Genomic DNA, 16,239 nt, shown 5'->3' with positions numbered 1-16,239 from the left:
ATGCCGACCGCCGCCCGCGAGGGTTACGCCAGCTGCCACGCGTGCGGGCTCGTGCAGACGATCGACCGGCCGCACGCGCATTGCGCGCGCTGCGGCAGCGCGCTGCACGTGCGCACGCCGAACAGCATCATGCGCACGTGGGCGCTGCTGCTCGCGGCCGCGATCCTCTACATTCCGGCGAACCTGCTGCCGATCATGCGCACGTCGTCGATCGTCGGGTCGCAGCAGGACACGATCATGAGCGGCGTCATCTATTTCTGGACGTCCGGCGACTGGCCGCTCGCCGTGGTCGTGTTCGTCGCCAGCATTCTCGTGCCGATGCTCAAGCTCGGCGTGCTGACGATCCTCGTCACCAGCGCGCAGCGTCGCGCCGCGTGGCGACCGCTGCAGCGCACGCGCCTCTACCGGATCGTCGAGCGCATCGGCCGCTGGTCGATGCTCGACATCTTCGTCGTGACGCTGACCGTCGCGCTCGTCCATTTCCGTTCGCTCGCCGTCATCACGGCCGGCCCCGGCGCGCTCGCGTTCGGCTCGGTCGTGATCCTGACGATGCTCGCGTCGATGCAGTTCGATCCCCGCCTGATCTGGGATCCAGTCGAAACCTCAGGGAATCACCATGAATAGTCCACAAGGCCCGCAGCACGACGCGCCCCGGCCGCCCGATCCGGCGATCTCGACGAAAAGCGGCTGGCTGCCGTCGCTCGTCTGGCTCGTGCCGCTGATCGCCGCGCTGATCGGCATCGGCCTCGTGATCAAGTCCGTGCGCGAGCGCGGCCCGGAAATCACGATCAGCTTCCACAGCGCCGAAGGGCTCGAGCCGGGCAAGACCCAGGTCAAGTACAAGGACGTCGAGATCGGCATGGTCAAGACGATCAAGCTGTCGAAGGACCTGTCGCGCGTGCTGGTCCAGGTGCAGCTCAAGAAGGAAGCCGAGGACTTCGCGGTCCAGGGTTCGCGCTTCTGGATCGTGCGGCCGCGCGTCGGCGCGACCGGCGTGTCGGGGCTCGGCACGCTGCTGTCCGGCGCGTACATCGGCGTCGACGCCGGTCACGGCCAGGACACGCTGACCGACTTCACCGGCCTGGAGACGCCACCCGCCGTCACCGGCGACCAGAAAGGCACGCAATACGTGCTGCGCGGCGATTCGCTCGGCTCGGTCGACATCGGCTCGCCGGTCTACTACCGCCGCGTCCAGGTCGGCCAGGTGGTCGGCTTCTCGCTCGACAAGGACGGCACGGGCGTCACGTTCAACGTGTTCGTCAATGCGCCGTACGACCAGTACGTCGGCCTGAACTCGCGCTGGTGGCAGGCGAGCGGCGTCGACCTGCGGCTCGATTCGAGCGGCCTGAAGCTGAACACGCAGTCGCTCGCGACGGTGATCCTCGGCGGCATCGCGTTCCAGACGCCGCCGAACCAGGGCAGCGGCGCGACCGCACCGAACAACACGACGTTCCGCCTCGGCTCCGACGAGGGCGACGCGATGCGCGACCCGGACGGCCAGCCGCTGCAGGTCGTGATGAACTTCAGCCAGTCGCTGCGCGGGCTCGCCGTCGGCGCGCCGGTCGACTTCCGCGGCATCGTGCTCGGCGAAGTGACGAACATCGGCATCGACTTCGATCCGAAGACGAAGAACTTCCTGATGCCGGTGACGATCAACGTGTATCCGGAACGCCTCGGCCGCCGCTTCCGCGAGACGATCGAGAGCAAGGGCGAACCGGCGCGCCGCGAGATCGTCGAGCGGCTCGTCCAGCACGGGCTGCGCGGCCAGTTGCGCACCGGCAACCTGCTGACGAGCCAGCTGTACGTCGCGCTCGACTTCTTCCCGAAGGCGCCGGCCGTGAAGATCGACACGAGCCGCCTGCCGCTCGAGCTGCCGACCGTGCCGAATACGCTCGACGAGTTGCAGCTGCAGGTCGCCGACATCGCGAAGAAGCTCGACAAGGTGCCGTTCGACCAGATCGGCGCGAACCTGAACAGCGCGCTCGCGAACGCCGACAAGCTGTTCAAGCAGCTCGACACGCAGGTCGCGCCGGAAGCGCGCGACACGCTGTCGGCCGCGAAGCAGACCTTCTCGACCGCCGAGGCGACGCTGCAGCAGGATTCGCCGCTGCAGTCCGACGTGCGCGGCGCGCTGAAGGAACTCACGCGCACACTGCAATCGCTGAACGCGCTCGCCGACTATCTGGAGCGCCACCCCGAATCGCTGCTCAAGGGCAAGCCAGGAGATAAACAATGACGACACGCGTGAACGGTTTCGCGAGCGGCGCGGCGACGGCGCTCGCCGTACTCGCGCTCGCCGCGTGCAGCTCGCCGCCCGCACGGTTCTACACGCTCAGCCCGGCCGACGCCGCGGCGCCGCTGCGCACCGCGCCGGCCAATCCGGCGTTCCTGATCGAGGTGCCGTCGGTCGGCGTGCCCGAGCAGGTCGCGAAGAGCCAGCTGGTCGTGCAGAAGAACGCCGCGCAGGTCGACGTGCTCGAGCAGGAACGCTGGGCGTCGCCGCCCGCCGACGAGATCCGCCGCGCGCTGTCGGACGATCTCGCCGCACAGCTCGGCACGATCGACGTCGCGAATTCCGCTTACCCGCCCGGCGTGCCCGTGTACCGCATCAGCGTGAACGTGCAGCGCTTCGAGTCGTGGCCGGGCAGGCGCGCCGCGGTCGACGCCGTGTGGAGCGTGCGCTCGCTCGCCACGCAGGCCGTGATGACCTGCCGCACGAGCGTCGCGGAACCGGTCGCCGACGGCTACGACGCGCTCGTCGCCGGCCACCGGCGCGCGCTCGACGTGATCGCCTCGCAAGCCGCGGCCGGCGTGCGCGCGATGGCCGCACGCCGCGGCACGGCGGCGACGGCCACGCCCACGGCCGGCGGCAAGACGGCCGCCGCGCCGGTCGTGCCGTGCCCGGCCAGCCCGACGTCCGGCGGCGATGCCGGCGCGACGGGCAAGTCCGGCGCATAAGCGGACGCGGACGGCGCGCGGGCGAACGTTCGACACGACGTGCGACTGCGCGGTGTCGAATGGCGCCGCCCGCTCGGCCGTGCCCGCCGAGTATCGTCGGCCGCACGCCGCTGCAGCCGGCTTCGCCGATCGCCGTCATTGGCCAAGCGGTCGTTGACATTCTTTGTCAAAGCCGCCGGAACCCGCGCCATGCAACGCGGTCGGCTTGCGTTTTCCGGCCCGATTGACGATCCTACGCACTTTCAGGCTCGCGCCGTTCGCCGTGCGCACCAGCCAGCGGCGCCGGGCCGCGTTCGGCCCGACCGCCATGCCTCCCGGCGCCCGCACGCGAATCGCGTGCATCGCAGCGGGGCAGCCGCATCGCGGGTCGCCGCCCGTCGTCCGGCACCGGCCCCGTCTCACCCGTTCTCACCGGCGCCGCGCCGTTGCTCCGGCCGGCATCCCGAACCCGCCCGTCCCGGGCTTTCGCTATTCCGTTTATGTTTCGTTCCCTGACGACCCTGATCAAGAAGTGGCGCGCGTCGCGCAATGCCGGTCACCAGCTCGATGCGCTGCTCGCGCACGCCGATGCCGACGCGTCGTACGCCGAGCGCAGCGAATGGCTGATCGAGCTCGCGCACTGGCTGCGCCGCAACGGCACGGTGCAGGACGCGCAGGCCGAACGCGACGCCGACACGCGCGCGTATCCGGCCCATGCGCGGTTGCGCTACCTGTTCCACGTGCTCGACCGCAATCCCGCGTGGAAAGCGCACGCCGCACGCATCCTGCGCGGCATCCTGCGCGAGTGCGACGGCATCTCGCTGCTGTGCGATGCCGGCATGCCCGTGCATTCGGGCTTCTTCGGCGCGCTGTTCGAGCGGATCGACTCGTCGCTGATCCCGCCCGCGCCGAACCGCCGCGAGCTGTCGGCGTTGTTCACGCTGATGTTCCCGACGCCCGAGGACGCGAAATGGATCGACGCGCTGCCCGACGACCTGCTCGCACGCCTGGCCGAGCTGATCTCGTTCGACGTCACCGAAGAAGAGCGCCACGAGCCCGGCTCGTTCTCGCGCGACCTGCTGGCCGCGCTGCACAACCTGACCTGCCAGATCAGCTCGACGGGCCTGTCGCAGACGGTGCGCAGCCGGCTGTCCGACGACGATGCGCGCAAGCCGCTCGAATCGCAGCCGTTCTACCGCCTCACGCGCGCGATGCTCGCGGTCGAGACCGCGCATGCGGCCGTCGAGGACGGCGGCGACCCGAGCAAGCTGCTGCACGAGGTGAACTACCTGCGCGTGCTGCTCGACGAATGCCGGATCGCCGTCGACGACGTGTTCGCGCACCTGTACCGCAACGGCGTGTCGGTCGACATCGTGTTCCAGGTCGAGCGGATGCGCATGCGCATCCTGCGCGCCGAAACGCTGCTGAACGCATGGATGGCGCGCGACGACCTGCACGGGATGGCGCACCTGACCGCCGAGCTCGTCGACGCGAACCAGAACAGCCAGAGCGTCGCGCACCTCGTGCGCAGCAACTTCTCGCTGTTCGCGCGCAAGCTCGTCGAGACCAACGCGGACACCGGCGAGCACTACATCTCGCGCGGCCGCGCCGAGTATCTGAAGATGCTGCGGATGGCCGCGGGCGGCGGCCTCGTCACCGTCGTGACCGTGTGCGTGAAGTTCGCGATCACGGGCGCGCACCTGCAGTCGATGCTCGAAGGGCTGCTCGCGGGCATCAACTACGCGGCCAGCTTCATGCTGATGCACTTCCTGCACTTCACGCTCGCGACCAAGCAGCCCGCGATGACCGCGCCGACGCTCGCGCGCGAACTCGACGACACCGGCCACGAGGAAGGCGTGAAGGCGTTCGTCGCGTCGGTGATCGCGCTGATCCGCACGCAGGCGGCCGCGATTTCCGGCAACGTGCTGGTCGTGCTGCCGGTGTGCCTGCTCGTGCAGCTGTTCGCGAGCAACGTGCTGCACGCGAACCTGATCTCGCCGGAGAAGGCGCACGCGACGCTGCATTCGTTCTCGCTGCTCGGCCCGACGCCGTTCTACGCCGCGCTCACCGGCGTGCTGCTGTGGGCGTCGAGCCTGCTCGCCGGCTGGGCCGACAACTGGTTCGTGCTGCACCGGGTCGGCGACGCGCTCGCGTACAACCGCCGGCTGCGCCTGACGCTCGGCGCGGCCGGTGCCGCGAAGCTCGCGCACTTCTGTCGTTCGAACGTCGCCGGCGTGGTCGCAAACGTCGGCCTCGGCCTGATGCTCGGCCTGATCCCGGCGATCGTCACCGTGTTCATGTTCCCGTTCGAGGTGCGGCACGTGACGCTGTCGGCCGGCTCGATCGGGATCGCGCTCGGCGTGCTGGGCAAGGGTGCGCTCAGTACGCCCGAACTGTGGTGGGCCGGCGCCGGCGTGCTGAGCATGGCGATCCTCAACGTGCTCGTGAGCTTCGCGCTCGCGTTCACGATGGCCGTGCGCTCGCGCAGCCTGCGCCCGACCAAGGTGCGCGCGCTCGTCGCGGCGATCGTCCGCACGGTGCTGTCGAATCCGCTCGCGCTGTTCTGGCCGGCGGGCAACCCCGCCGCGCGCGCCGGCCAGCCGGGCGCGCACTGACCTGCGGCGGGGTGCGAGGCGGCCGGGCGCCGCCGCGCCGCCTTTCCGGCACGCGCCTATGACCGTCGCGCCGGCGCCGCCGCGCCGAAACGCCGGCCCCGGTCGTCCGCGCCGCGTACAATAGTGGACTTTTGCACGTCCTCACCCGCCTTATGTCCTCGCCCACCCTGTTCGAATTCTTCGCCCCCTGCCCGCGCGGCCTCGAAGCGGCGCTTGCCGCCGAGCTGGCCGAAATCGCCGGCCGCCACCTGAACGGCGCGCCGTTCACCGCAGGCGCGCAGGTGCCGGGCGGCGTCCATTTCAGCGGCGGCTGGGCCGCCGGCATGGCCGCGAACCTCCATTCGCGGATCGCGAGCCGCATTCTGCTGAAGATCGCGCACGGCCCGTACCGCAACGAGCAGGACGTCTACGCGCTCGCGCTCGAGCAGCCGTGGGAGCGCTGGTTCGCGTCGACGCAGACGCTGCGCATCGACATCACCGCGATCAAGTCGCCGCTGAAGAGCCTCGAATTCACGACGCTGCGCGTGAAGGATGCGATCTGCGACCGGATGCGCGAGAAAACCGGCGCGCGCCCGAGCATCGACACCGGTGCGCCGGACGTGCGCGTGTTCGCGTTCCTGACGGCCAACGAATGCACGCTGTACCTCGACACGTCGGGCGAGCCGCTGTTCAAGCGCGGCTGGCGTCTCGACAAGGGAGCGGCGCCGCTGCGCGAGAACCTCGCGGCCGGCATCCTGCGCCTGACGGGCTGGACGCCCGGCACCGCACTGTACGACCCGATGTGCGGCAGCGGCACGTTCCTCGCGGAAGCCGCGCAGATCGCGCTCGGCGTGGCGCCCGGCGTCGAGCGCCGGTTCGGCTTCGAAAAGCTCAAGCAGTACGACATCACCGCGTGGCAGGGGCTGAAGGTCCCCGCGCTCGACGCGAAGCGCGCGGCGCGCGCCAGGCGCGGCGAAGCGCTCGGCGTGTACGGCAGCGACATTTCCGGCGACATGCTCGAGAAGGCGCGCGCGAACCTCGAACGCGCGGGCGTGCCGTCGGTGTGGCTCAAGCAGGTCGACGCGCGCGGGATGACGCCGCCGTCCGACGGGCCGGGCATCCTCCTCGCGAACCCGCCGTACGGCGAGCGGATCGAAGTGCGCGGCCGCAGCGCCCGCGGCGAGGTGCGCGAAACCGGCCGCAACCGCGGCAACGACGACGCATTCCGCCGCACGCACACCGACGCGCCGGACAGCGAGTTCTTCAACGCGCTCGGCGATGCGCTGAAGCAGCGCTTCACGGGCTGGCAGGCGTTCCTGCTGACGTCCGACCGTTCGCTGCCGGGCCAGTTGCGCCTGCGCGAATCGGCCAAGACGCCGTTGTTCAACGGCGCGCTCGAATGCCGGTTGTTCCGCTTCGACCTGATCGCCGGCAGCGTGAAGGCGCGCCCGGCGGCCGCGGAAGGCGACGCGTAAGCCAGCCGTCCGCTGTCACGAGCAACGACGTCCAGGGGCCGCCATCGCGGCCCCTGTGCTTTTGCGCGGCCGGTCAGTGCTTCGACTTCGACCAGCGCGCCATCGTGAACGGCAGCGCCTGCCCGGTCTCGAGCAGCGTCTTCAGGCTCGACAGCACGACCGGCCAGCCGCCGCGAATCCCGCGATCCATCTCCGAACCGGGCACCAGCCCGTCGTGCGTGACGGTCAGTTTCACGACGCCCTCGTACGGCTCGACCAGATAGGTCACGCGTGATTCCTCGCCCTCCCCCGACGGCGTGCGCCACGTGACGACCAGCCGGCGCGGCGGATCGTTCTCGACCACTTCGCCGACGATGTCGACCCGTGACGGATCGTCGTAGTCCTGATGTTCCCAGCGCGACCCCGGCCGCCAGTCGGGCGACGCGTTGCGATGCCGCACCCAGTAGTCCTTCGTCAGCTCGGCGTTGGTCAGCGCATCGAACACGCGCTCGGGCGTGGCCGCGATGAAGGTCACGTACACAAAGGCGGGATTACCCATCGTCATCTCCTGTGTCGCGGGGCGCTTCCAGCCCGCGCTTGAGATCCGCCAGCGCCTGCAGGCGCTGACGCTCGAACTTGCCGATCCAGCGTTCCGCGATGTCATGGATCGGCACCGGATTCAGGTAATGCAGCTTCTCCCGGCCGCGCCACGTCGTCGCGACGAGATTCGCGGCCTCGAGCAGCGCAAGGTGCTTGCTGACGGCCTGCCGGCTCATCGCGAGCCCGTCGCACAGCTCGGACAGCGTCTGGCCGTTTTTCGCATGCAGCAGGTCGAGCAACTGACGGCGCGTGGCGTCGGCCAGCGCCTTGAAAACGAGGTCCATGCCGCTCCCGGGTCGATGACCTCATTATGCAACCAAATGGTTGCATGTCAAGGGTGACAACTCTACTGACAATACGGTGTCAGCAGCCCGCGATCACACTGCAATCCCGGCGCAATGCAGGCTGGTTTCCACACCGAATCCGCATAACAACGCAAACAACGCAACAAGGAGCTCGTCATGACGTCAGCAACCGCTACTGCCACCCTGGAACGCGCGATCGCCTGGTTCGACATTCCGTCCCTCGATTTCGACCGCGCGATCCGCTTTTACGAAACCGTGCTGCAAACCACGTTGCAGCGCGAAATCATCGGCGGCGTGCCGATGGCGACCTTCGATCGCGACGCGTCGAGCACGGGCGGCAGCATCGTGTTCGATCCGCAGCAGATGAAGCCGAGCGCGAACGGCGTGCTCGTCTACCTGAACGCCGGCGAATCGGTCGTCGCGGCACTCGAACGCGCGAAGCGCGCGGGCGGCGTCGTGCAGGGCTCGGTCGTCGAGCTGCCGAACAACTACGGCTACGTCGGCTACCTGATCGACACGGAAGGCAACCGCGTCGGCCTGCACGCGCCGAAATGCCACTGAGCGCGGCGCTCAGCGGGCCGGCGCGGCGCTATCATCGCGAAGTCCCCGTAGCCAGAGGAATCGAGGTGCTGTCATGACCCGCCGTGCCGACCGCCTGTTCCAGATCGCCGAGCTGTTGCGCGGGCGTCGCCTCACGACCGCGCAGCAACTGGCCGACTGGCTGTCGGTGTCGCCGCGCACGGTCTATCGCGACGTGCGCGACCTGCAACTGTCAGGGGTCCCGATCGAAGGCGAGGCCGGCATCGGCTACCGGCTGAACCGCAACGCGAGCCTGCCACCGCTCACGTTCACGGCCGAGGAGCTGGCGGCGCTCGCCACCGGCGCGCGCATGCTCGAGACCTGGGGCGGGGCGCGTTTCGCGAGCGGCGCACGCTCGGCGCTCGCGAAGATCGCGTCGGCGATGCCGGCCGACAAGCGCACGGCGCTCGACCGCCTGCCCGTGTTCGCGCCGTCGTTCCACATCGACGAGACGTTTTGCGCGAAGGTCGACGCGATCCACCAGGCGATCGACACGCGCCACATCGTCAGCTTCGACTATCGCGACCGGCTCGGCGCGCATTCGCAGCGCCGCGTATGGCCGCTCGGGCTCGTCTACTGGGGCGGGCGCTGGACGATCGGCGCGTGGTGCGAGCTGCGCGACGATTTCCGCACCTTCGACATCGCGCGGATGGGCGACATCACCGTGCACGAGCAGTTTCCGGACATGGAAGGCCGGCGGATCGCCGACTACATGCGGATCGCGGAAGCGCCGATGCGCTGACGCGACGCGGTGGCGGACACCCGCCGCCGCCCTTCGTTTTCCGCGCGCCGTGTGGCGCCCACCTCCGCTTTCGCTACCCGCCGAATACCACGGGCCGCTTCGGCCGCTCGTCGACGTGCAGTGAAAACACGTCCGCACGCGCATAGTGGCCGACGACGTCGAAGTCGTAGCGCGCCTTCACGAGCTCGTCGGTGTCGATACGGGCGGTGACGAGCCCGGCCTCGCCGATCAGCGGCTCCGTCAACGGGTCGCCGAGCGGCCCGACGATCACGCTGCCGCCGCGGATCAGCGGCCGCTCGGGGTCCCAGCCCGGCACGTCGATGCCGAGCGCGCGCGGCGACGGCTGCACCTGGCACGCGCTCACGACGAAGCAACGCCCTTCGTGCGCGATGTGCCGCATCGAGCTTTGCCACACGTCGCGCTCGTCGACGGTCGGCGCGCACCAGATCTGCACGCCTTTCGCGTACATCGCGCAGCGCAGCAGCGGCATGTGGTTCTCCCAGCAGATCGCGGCGCCCGCGCGGCCCGCGGCCGTCTCGACGACGGGCAGCGTCGAGCCGTCGCCCTGCCCCCAGATCAGCCGCTCGGTGCCGGTCGGCATCAGCTTGCGGTGCTTCGCGACGAGCCCGTCGCGCGGATCGAAGAACAGCGCCGTGCAGTACAGCGTGCTGCCGCCGCGCTCGATCACGCCGACCACGAGGCTCGCGCCGGTGCGCTGCGACAGCGCGGCCAGTTCGTCGGTTTCGGGCCCCGGTACGTCGATCGCCTGCGCGGCGTAGCGCGCATACGCGTCGCGCCCTTCGGGCAACCGGTAGCCGAGCCGCGTGCCGAAGATTTCGCCTTTCGGATAGCCGCCGAGCACGGCCTCGGGCAGCACGACCAGCGACGCGCCGCTGTCGCGGATCGCGGTTTCGTAGCCGAGGATCGTGTCGAGCGTGGCGCGCGTGCCGGCGGGCGATGCGCCGATCTGCAGCGCGGCGATGACTGAGGTGGACATGAAGGCGTCTCCGGTGAATGCGGTGAATGGGATGACGCCATCTTTGTCGATATCATTTCATCGATCAAATCGATACAACGATAACTGACATGAATGCAGATGATATCGCCAGCCTGGACCTGAACCTGCTGAAGGTGTTCGAGGCGCTGTACGAGGAAGGCGGCGCGAGCCGCGCGGCGCTGCGGCTCGATCTCACGCAGTCGGCGGTCAGCGCGGCACTCGGGCGGCTGCGCGTGATCTACGCCGATCCGCTGTTCGTGCGCACCGGCCGCGGGCTCGCGCCGACGCCGCGCGCGGACGAACTGAAGCCGATCCTGTCCGACGCGCTCGACCGCTGCCGCGAAAGCCTCGCGATCGCGGCCGACGGCGGCGAGCGCGTTGGCCGCACGATCTCGATCGGGCTGTCCGACGATTTCGAGATCGCGCTCGGCCGCGCGCTGATCGATGCGGTCACGCACGAAGCCGCCGGCATCCGGTTGATCTTCCGGCAGACGCACAGCGGCATCGCCGGCGACGCGCTGCTGCGGCACGGCGTCGATCTCGCGATCGCGTCGGGGGGATTCTCGGCGAACGGCCTCAGCAGGCGCGCGGTCGCCACCGGCGGCTATGCGTGCCTGATCGATCCGGCCGGCCGCGCACGGACGCCGCGCACGCTGACGCTCGCCGAGTTCCTGCGGCGCGACCACCTGCTCGTGTCGTCGGGCGGCGTGATCGGCATCGTCGACGAGGCGCTGGCCGCGCTCGGCCACAAGCGGCGCGTCGCGGCGTCGACCACGCATTTCGCCGCGCTGCCGTACCTGCTCGCCGGCTCCGACGCGGTCGCGACGATTCCCGCGCATGCGGCGCGTGCGATCGCGCAATCGACCGCGCTGCGCGCGCTCGCGTGCCCGGTCGACCTGCCGCGCTATCCGGTCGAAATCGGCTGGCGCACGAGCACGCAGCGCGACCCGGCGATCGTGCGCGTACGCGACGCGATCGCCGCTTGCATCGCGCAACGCGTCGCACCATGAAAAAAGACCCGGCCGGCTTGCACCGGTCGGGCCTGTCCGGAGGCGCGACGTCCGCGCATCGAAGCGGGCGCCGCGTAGCCGGGGCGGGCGTTACTCGACGGCCTTCACCATGTCCTCGATGACCTTCTTCGCATCGCCGAACACCATCATCGTCTTGTCCATGTAGAACAGGTCGTTGTCGAGGCCCGCGTAGCCGGCCGCCATCGAACGCTTGTTGACGATCACCGTGCGCGCCTTGTACGCCTCGATGATCGGCATCCCCGCGATCGGCGATTTCGGATCGTTCTTCGCAGCCGGGTTCACGACGTCGTTCGCGCCGAGCACGAGCACCACGTCCACCTGGCCGAATTCGCCGTTGATGTCCTCCATCTCGTGCACGATCTCGTACGGCACTTCCGCTTCCGCGAGCAGCACGTTCATGTGCCCCGGCATCCGCCCCGCGACCGGATGGATCGCGTACTTCACGTCGATGCCCTTCTCGACCAGCTTGTCGGTCAGCTCCTTCAGCGCGTGCTGCGCGCGGGCGACGGCGAGCCCGTAACCCGGCACGATCACGACCGATTCCGCGTTGCCGAGCATGAACGCCGCGTCGTCGGCCGAACCCGACTTCACCGGCCGCTGCTCCTGCGCGCCCGCCGCACCGCCGGCCGCCGCTTCGCCGCCGAACCCGCCGAGGATCACGTTGAAGAACGAGCGGTTCATCGCGTGACACATGATGTACGACAGGATCGCGCCCGACGAGCCGACCAGCGAACCGGCGATGATCAGCATCGCGTTGTTCAGCGAGAAGCCGATGCCGGCCGCCGCCCAGCCCGAGTACGAGTTCAGCATCGACACGACCACCGGCATGTCCGCGCCGCCGATCGGGATGATGATCAGCACGCCGAGCACGAACGCGATCGCCGTCATGATGATGAACGGCAGCCACGCCTGCGTGATGAAGAACAGGATGCCGAAGCCGAGCATCGCGATCGCGAGCATCAGGTTGATCAGGTGCTGGCCGGCATACACGACCGGCGCGCCCTGGAACAGCCGGAACTTGTACTTGCCCGACAGCTTGCCGAACGCGATCACCGAACCGGAGAACGTGATCGCGCCGACGAACGTGCCGATGAACAGCTCGACGCGATTGCCGTACGGGATGAAGCTCGACGACACCGCGTCCTGCGGCACGAGCCCGAACGCTTCCGGCTCCGACACCACCGCATACGCGATGCACACGGCCGCGAGACCGATCAGCGAGTGCATCGCCGCGACGAGTTCCGGCATCTTGGTCATCTCGACGCGCGCGGCGACGAATGCGCCGACGCCCCCGCCGACGATCAGCGCGCCGAGCACGAGCGCGAGGCCGAGCGGCAGGTTCGCGCCGAGCCACGCGGCCTGCTTGACGATCAGCGTGATCGTCGTGAGGATCGCGATGGCCATCCCGACCATCCCGAACAGGTTGCCGCGCCGCGCGCTCTTCGGGTTCGACAGGCCCTTCAGCGCCTGGATGAAACACACCGACGCGACGAGGTACAGCAGCGTAACGACGTTCATGCTCATCGCGCGCCCTCCTTGCCGCCCTCGACACGCTTGGGCTCCTTCTTGCGGAACATCTCGAGCATGCGCCTCGTCACGAGAAAGCCGCCGAACACGTTGACGGCCGCGAGCGCGACCGCGAGCGTGCCGAAGAACTTGCCGGTCGCGCCGACGGTGAGCGCGGCCGCGAGCATCGCGCCGACGATCACGATCGCCGAGATCGCGTTGGTCACGGCCATCAGCGGCGTATGCAGCGCCGGGGTGACGTTCCAGACGACGTGGTAGCCGACGTACACCGCCAGCACGAAGATGATCACGTTGATCACCGTGTGATTGATGACTTCCATGGTCTCCTCCGTTATTTGCGCGCGAGCTCGCCGTCGCGGCACAGCAGCGTCGCGGCGACGATGTCGTCGGTCAGGTCGATGTTCAGCGTGCCTTCCTTCGTGACGATCAGCTTCATGAAGTCCAGCAGGTTGCGCGCGTACAGCGCCGACGCGTCCGACGCGACCATCGATGCGAGGTTCGTGTAGCCGGCGATCGTCACGCCGTGGTGCACGATCACCTGGTCGGCGACGGTCAGCGGGCAGTTGCCGCCCTTGCGGCCGTCGATTTCCGGGCCGCGGCCGGCCGCGAGATCGACGAGCACCGAGCCGGGCTTCATCGACTGCGCGGTGTCGACCGAGATCAGCGTCGGCGCCGGACGCCCGGGAATCAATGCGGTGGTGATCACGATGTCGGCCTGCTTCGCGCGCTCGTGCACGAGCGCGGCCTGGCGGCCGAGCCATGACGGCGGCATCGGGCGCGCATAGCCGCCGACGCCCTGCGCGGCTTCGCGCTCTTCGTCGGTTTCGAACGGGACGTCGAGGAATTTCGCGCCGAGCGACTCGATCTGCTCCTTCACGGCCGGCCGCACGTCGGACGCCTCGATCACCGCGCCCAGCCGCTTCGCGGTTGCGATCGCCTGCAGGCCCGCGACGCCCGCGCCGAGAATCAGCACGCGCGCCGCCTTCACGGTGCCTGCGGCCGTCATCAGCATCGGCATGAAGCGCGGATACAGCGATGCGGCCACCAGCACGGCCTTGTAGCCGGCGATGTTCGCCTGCGACGACAGCACGTCGAGACTCTGCGCACGCGTGGTGCGCGGCGCGGCCTCGAGCGCGAAACCGGTCACGCCGGCCGCGGCGAGTTTCGCCGCCTGCTCGCCGTTGAACGGCTCGAGCATGCCGACCAGCACGGCGCCGCGCTTGAGCAACGGCAGTTCGGCGTCGGTGGGCGCCTGGACCTTCAGCACGAGGTCGGCGGCAAAAGCGGCCGACTGGTCGGTCAATTCGGCACCGGCGGCCACATAGGCTTCATCGGGATAGCTGGCTGCGCTGCCGGCCCCTTTCGCGATACTGACGCGATGGCCGGCCGCCGCGTATTTCTTCACGGTTTCCGGCGTCGCAGCCACACGCGCCTCGTTGGCCCGCGTTTCAGCAGGCACTCCAATATGCATCGTCAGTTCCTCCAGTCATTGTCAGTATTTCTTTTCTTGCGATTTTTACTGCGCAACGAGCCGGACAGGCTGACTTACCGGCTCACGAGCAACGGCTTTCACGCTGCACTTTAACCGAAAGCGATGGCCCCGCCAGCACTTTCCGCACGACCGTGCTCGAATGCGACATGCGCTTGACCCGTGCCGTCACGCATCCCCGGCACGGACGATCTGCCGGGGTCGGATTCGTCTAACCAGACGGCCGGCAGCGTTCGGGCGCAACCGGTAAAATGCCGAACCATGAAACCCGAACTCTGGACCCCGCATGTGACGGTCGCCGCGCTCGTCGAGCGCGCCGGCCGCTTTCTCGTGATCGAGGAAGAAACCTCGACGGGCCTGCGCATCAACCAGCCGGCCGGTCATCTTGAAGCCGGCGAAACGCTGGCCGACGCCGTGATCCGCGAAACGCTCGAGGAAACCGCGCACCCGTTCACGCCCGACGCGCTCGTCGGCGTCTATCTCGCGCACTACGAGCGCCCCGGCAGCGCCGGCGCGACCTACCTGCGCTTCACGTTCTGCGGCACGGCCGGCGAGCCGATCGCGGGCCATGTGCTCGACGACGGCATCGTGCGCACGCTGTGGATGACGGCCGACGAGCTGCGCGCGTGCAGCGAGCGCCATCGTTCGCCCGCGGTGATGCGCTGCGTCGACGACTATCTCGCCGGGCGGCGCATCCCGCTCGATTTCGTGCACACGCATTCGGTCGCCCCGCGCCCCGAGGCATTCGAACGTCAGGCGGTCAGCAAATGAGCAAGCGCCGTGTAGTGGTGGGCATGTCGGGCGGCGTCGATTCGTCGGTGACCGCGTGGCTGCTGAAGGAACAGGGCTACGACGTGGTCGGCCTGTTCATGAAGAACTGGGAAGACGACGACGACGGCGAGTACTGCTCGACGCGCCAGGACTGGATCGACGTCGTGTCGGTGGCCGACCTGATCGGCATCGACGTGGAGGCCGTCAACTTCGCCGCGGAATACAAGGATCGCGTGTTCGCCGAGTTCCTGCGCGAATACTCGGCCGGCCGCACGCCGAACCCCGACGTGCTGTGCAATGCCGAGATCAAGTTCAAGGCGTTCCTCGACCACGCGATGTCGCTCGACGCGGAAATGATCGCGACCGGTCACTACGCACGCGTGCGCGAACGCGACGGGCGTTTCGAACTGCTGAAGGCTTTCGATCATACGAAAGACCAGTCGTACTTCCTGCACCGGCTGAACCAGGCGCAACTGTCGAAGACGATGTTCCCGCTCGGCGAGATCCCGAAGACGAAGGTGCGCGAGATCGCCGCGCAGATCGGGCTGCCGAATGCGAAGAAGAAGGATTCGACCGGCATCTGCTTCATCGGCGAACGGCCGTTCCGCGATTTCCTGAATCGCTACCTGCCGACCAAGCCGGGCCCGATGAAGACGCCCGACGGCAAGGTGGTCGGCGAGCACATCGGCCTCGCGTTCTATACGTTCGGCCAGCGCAAGGGCATCGGCCTCGGCGGCAGCAAGAGCGGCAGCGGCGAGCCGTGGTTCGTCGCCGCGAAGGACATCGCGTCGAACACGCTGTACGTCGTGCAGGGCCACGATCATCCGTGGCTGCTGTCGCGCGAGCTCGTCGCCGGCAACGTGAGCTGGGTCGCCGGCGAGCCGCCGGCCGACGGCTTCGCGTGCGGCGCGAAGACGCGCTACCGGCAGGCCGACGCGGCGTGCGTATTCGGGCGGGCCGCGACAGGCGCCGAGGCCGCCGGCCCGGCAGGCGAAGCGCGCTTCTCGCTCGCGTTCGACGACGCGCAGTGGGCCGTCACGCCCGGCCAGTCGGCCGTGCTGTACGACGGCGAGATCTGCCTCGGCGGCGGCATCATCGAATCCGCGGCCACCGGCCAGCCCGGTCAGGCCACGTCGGCGGGCCACGCGCCGGCACTCGCCGAAGCACGCTGACATCCATTCGGTTTAGACTTGCGGCACGTCGCGCCCGGCGG

Annotated in this window: 16 protein-coding genes; 10 read left to right on the top strand and 6 right to left on the bottom strand. The window is 68.9% G+C overall.

Annotation, left to right across the window (positions count from 1 at the left end; all coding sequences use genetic code 11):
- From KU887_RS03495 to KU887_RS03475, 5 genes are all read left to right on the top strand, one after another.
- Window positions 1-624 (top strand): paraquat-inducible protein A, encoded by a 624-nt coding sequence (locus KU887_RS03495; protein WP_006497515.1) that lies wholly within the window; start codon window positions 1-3, stop codon window positions 622-624.
- Entirely contained in the window at window positions 617-2,236 is a 1,620-nt protein-coding gene (locus KU887_RS03490; RefSeq protein WP_006482664.1) for an intermembrane transport protein PqiB, read from the top strand. The genes KU887_RS03495 and KU887_RS03490 overlap by 8 nt, the downstream gene beginning before the upstream one ends.
- On the top strand, window positions 2,233-2,958 hold the full coding sequence (locus tag KU887_RS03485; protein WP_212136708.1) for a membrane integrity-associated transporter subunit PqiC: 726 nt from the start codon (window positions 2,233-2,235) through the stop codon (window positions 2,956-2,958). The genes KU887_RS03490 and KU887_RS03485 overlap by 4 nt, the downstream gene beginning before the upstream one ends.
- Window positions 2,959-3,437: 479 nt before the next feature.
- A complete protein-coding gene (locus KU887_RS03480; protein WP_006493515.1) occupies window positions 3,438-5,552 on the top strand; it encodes a site-specific recombinase in 2,115 nt (704 codons plus the stop codon).
- A 152-nt stretch (window positions 5,553-5,704) separates the two neighbouring features.
- A complete protein-coding gene (locus KU887_RS03475) occupies window positions 5,705-7,006 on the top strand; it encodes a class I SAM-dependent RNA methyltransferase (RefSeq protein ID WP_006483445.1) in 1,302 nt (433 codons plus the stop codon).
- Between the two features lie 73 nt (window positions 7,007-7,079).
- Here the strand turns inward: KU887_RS03475 and KU887_RS03470 are convergent, their stop codons facing one another.
- Both KU887_RS03470 and KU887_RS03465 read right to left on the bottom strand, forming a co-directional pair.
- A complete protein-coding gene (locus KU887_RS03470; protein ID WP_006493327.1) occupies window positions 7,080-7,544 on the bottom strand; it encodes an SRPBCC family protein in 465 nt (154 codons plus the stop codon).
- Window positions 7,537-7,869, bottom strand: coding sequence for a helix-turn-helix transcriptional regulator (locus KU887_RS03465; RefSeq protein ID WP_006483451.1), 333 nt, complete (start codon window positions 7,867-7,869; stop codon window positions 7,537-7,539). Before KU887_RS03465 ends, KU887_RS03470 begins: the two co-directional genes overlap by 8 nt.
- 177 nt (window positions 7,870-8,046) lie before the next feature.
- Here KU887_RS03465 and KU887_RS03460 point away from each other — a divergent pair, with 177 nt between their 5' ends.
- Entirely contained in the window at window positions 8,047-8,451 is a 405-nt protein-coding gene (locus KU887_RS03460) for a VOC family protein (protein ID WP_006483432.1), read from the top strand.
- 73 nt (window positions 8,452-8,524) lie between these two features.
- Window positions 8,525-9,211, top strand: coding sequence for a YafY family protein (locus KU887_RS03455; RefSeq protein ID WP_006497518.1), 687 nt, complete (start codon window positions 8,525-8,527; stop codon window positions 9,209-9,211).
- Between the two features lie 73 nt (window positions 9,212-9,284).
- On the opposite strand, the gene KU887_RS03450 is transcribed toward KU887_RS03455, so the two are convergent.
- Window positions 9,285-10,208, bottom strand: coding sequence for a carbon-nitrogen hydrolase family protein (locus tag KU887_RS03450; protein ID WP_006483427.1), 924 nt, complete (start codon window positions 10,206-10,208; stop codon window positions 9,285-9,287).
- Window positions 10,209-10,297: 89 nt separating this feature from the next.
- Here KU887_RS03450 and KU887_RS03445 point away from each other — a divergent pair, with 89 nt between their 5' ends.
- The gene (locus KU887_RS03445) at window positions 10,298-11,218 is read left to right on the top strand and encodes a LysR family transcriptional regulator (protein ID WP_034201019.1); all 921 of its coding nucleotides are present in this window, start codon (window positions 10,298-10,300) and stop codon (window positions 11,216-11,218) included.
- A gap of 90 nt (window positions 11,219-11,308) precedes the next feature.
- Here KU887_RS03445 and KU887_RS03440 read toward each other — a convergent pair whose 3' ends face one another.
- The 3 genes from KU887_RS03440 to KU887_RS03430 are packed head-to-tail and all read right to left on the bottom strand — an operon-like array spanning window position 11,309 to window position 14,237.
- Window positions 11,309-12,763: an NAD(P)(+) transhydrogenase (Re/Si-specific) subunit beta gene (locus tag KU887_RS03440; protein WP_062884110.1), complete on the bottom strand. Its 1,455-nt coding sequence runs from the start codon at window positions 12,761-12,763 to the stop codon at window positions 11,309-11,311.
- On the bottom strand, window positions 12,760-13,086 hold the full coding sequence (locus KU887_RS03435; RefSeq protein ID WP_006476884.1) for an NAD(P) transhydrogenase subunit alpha: 327 nt from the start codon (window positions 13,084-13,086) through the stop codon (window positions 12,760-12,762). The genes KU887_RS03440 and KU887_RS03435 overlap by 4 nt, the downstream gene beginning before the upstream one ends.
- 11 nt (window positions 13,087-13,097) lie before the next feature.
- Window positions 13,098-14,237 (bottom strand): Re/Si-specific NAD(P)(+) transhydrogenase subunit alpha, encoded by a 1,140-nt coding sequence (locus KU887_RS03430; RefSeq protein ID WP_012492952.1) that lies wholly within the window; start codon window positions 14,235-14,237, stop codon window positions 13,098-13,100.
- Between the two features lie 279 nt (window positions 14,238-14,516).
- Between KU887_RS03430 and KU887_RS03425 the strand changes: the two genes are divergently transcribed.
- Together KU887_RS03425 and mnmA are read left to right on the top strand one after the other, a co-directional pair.
- Complete coding sequence (locus tag KU887_RS03425; protein ID WP_006493325.1) at window positions 14,517-15,026, top strand: NUDIX hydrolase; 510 nt, start codon at window positions 14,517-14,519, stop codon at window positions 15,024-15,026.
- Complete coding sequence (mnmA, locus tag KU887_RS03420; protein ID WP_006497521.1) at window positions 15,023-16,198, top strand: tRNA 2-thiouridine(34) synthase MnmA; 1,176 nt, start codon at window positions 15,023-15,025, stop codon at window positions 16,196-16,198. The genes KU887_RS03425 and mnmA overlap by 4 nt, the downstream gene beginning before the upstream one ends.
- The last annotated feature ends 41 nt before the right edge of the window (window positions 16,199-16,239 follow it).

This window comes from Burkholderia sp. EMB26 (assembly GCF_024730645.1).
In the GTDB taxonomy this organism is placed as follows: domain Bacteria; phylum Pseudomonadota; class Gammaproteobacteria; order Burkholderiales; family Burkholderiaceae; genus Burkholderia; species Burkholderia cenocepacia.
The sequence above is the reverse complement of the archived record's forward strand: the minus strand, read 5'-3'. Positions and strand labels throughout refer to the sequence as shown.

Bases quoted from the DNA above. Each gene is read 5' to 3' on its own strand.
- KU887_RS03495 (WP_006497515.1), top strand. From the start codon at position 1: ATGCCGACCGCCGCCCGCGAGGGTTACGCCAGCTGCCACGCGTGCGGG.
- KU887_RS03490 (WP_006482664.1), top strand. From the start codon at position 617: ATGAATAGTCCACAAGGCCCGCAGCACGACGCGCCCCGGCCGCCCGAT.
- KU887_RS03485 (WP_212136708.1), top strand. From the start codon at position 2,233: ATGACGACACGCGTGAACGGTTTCGCGAGCGGCGCGGCGACGGCGCTC.
- KU887_RS03480 (WP_006493515.1), top strand. From the start codon at position 3,438: ATGTTTCGTTCCCTGACGACCCTGATCAAGAAGTGGCGCGCGTCGCGC.
- KU887_RS03475 (WP_006483445.1), top strand. From the start codon at position 5,705: ATGTCCTCGCCCACCCTGTTCGAATTCTTCGCCCCCTGCCCGCGCGGC.
- KU887_RS03470 (WP_006493327.1), bottom strand. From the start codon at position 7,544: ATGGGTAATCCCGCCTTTGTGTACGTGACCTTCATCGCGGCCACGCCC.
- KU887_RS03465 (WP_006483451.1), bottom strand. From the start codon at position 7,869: ATGGACCTCGTTTTCAAGGCGCTGGCCGACGCCACGCGCCGTCAGTTG.
- KU887_RS03460 (WP_006483432.1), top strand. From the start codon at position 8,047: ATGACGTCAGCAACCGCTACTGCCACCCTGGAACGCGCGATCGCCTGG.
- KU887_RS03455 (WP_006497518.1), top strand. From the start codon at position 8,525: ATGACCCGCCGTGCCGACCGCCTGTTCCAGATCGCCGAGCTGTTGCGC.
- KU887_RS03450 (WP_006483427.1), bottom strand. From the start codon at position 10,208: ATGTCCACCTCAGTCATCGCCGCGCTGCAGATCGGCGCATCGCCCGCC.
- KU887_RS03445 (WP_034201019.1), top strand. From the start codon at position 10,298: ATGAATGCAGATGATATCGCCAGCCTGGACCTGAACCTGCTGAAGGTG.
- KU887_RS03440 (WP_062884110.1), bottom strand. From the start codon at position 12,763: ATGAGCATGAACGTCGTTACGCTGCTGTACCTCGTCGCGTCGGTGTGT.
- KU887_RS03435 (WP_006476884.1), bottom strand. From the start codon at position 13,086: ATGGAAGTCATCAATCACACGGTGATCAACGTGATCATCTTCGTGCTG.
- KU887_RS03430 (WP_012492952.1), bottom strand. From the start codon at position 14,237: ATGCATATTGGAGTGCCTGCTGAAACGCGGGCCAACGAGGCGCGTGTG.
- KU887_RS03425 (WP_006493325.1), top strand. From the start codon at position 14,517: ATGAAACCCGAACTCTGGACCCCGCATGTGACGGTCGCCGCGCTCGTC.
- mnmA (WP_006497521.1), top strand. From the start codon at position 15,023: ATGAGCAAGCGCCGTGTAGTGGTGGGCATGTCGGGCGGCGTCGATTCG.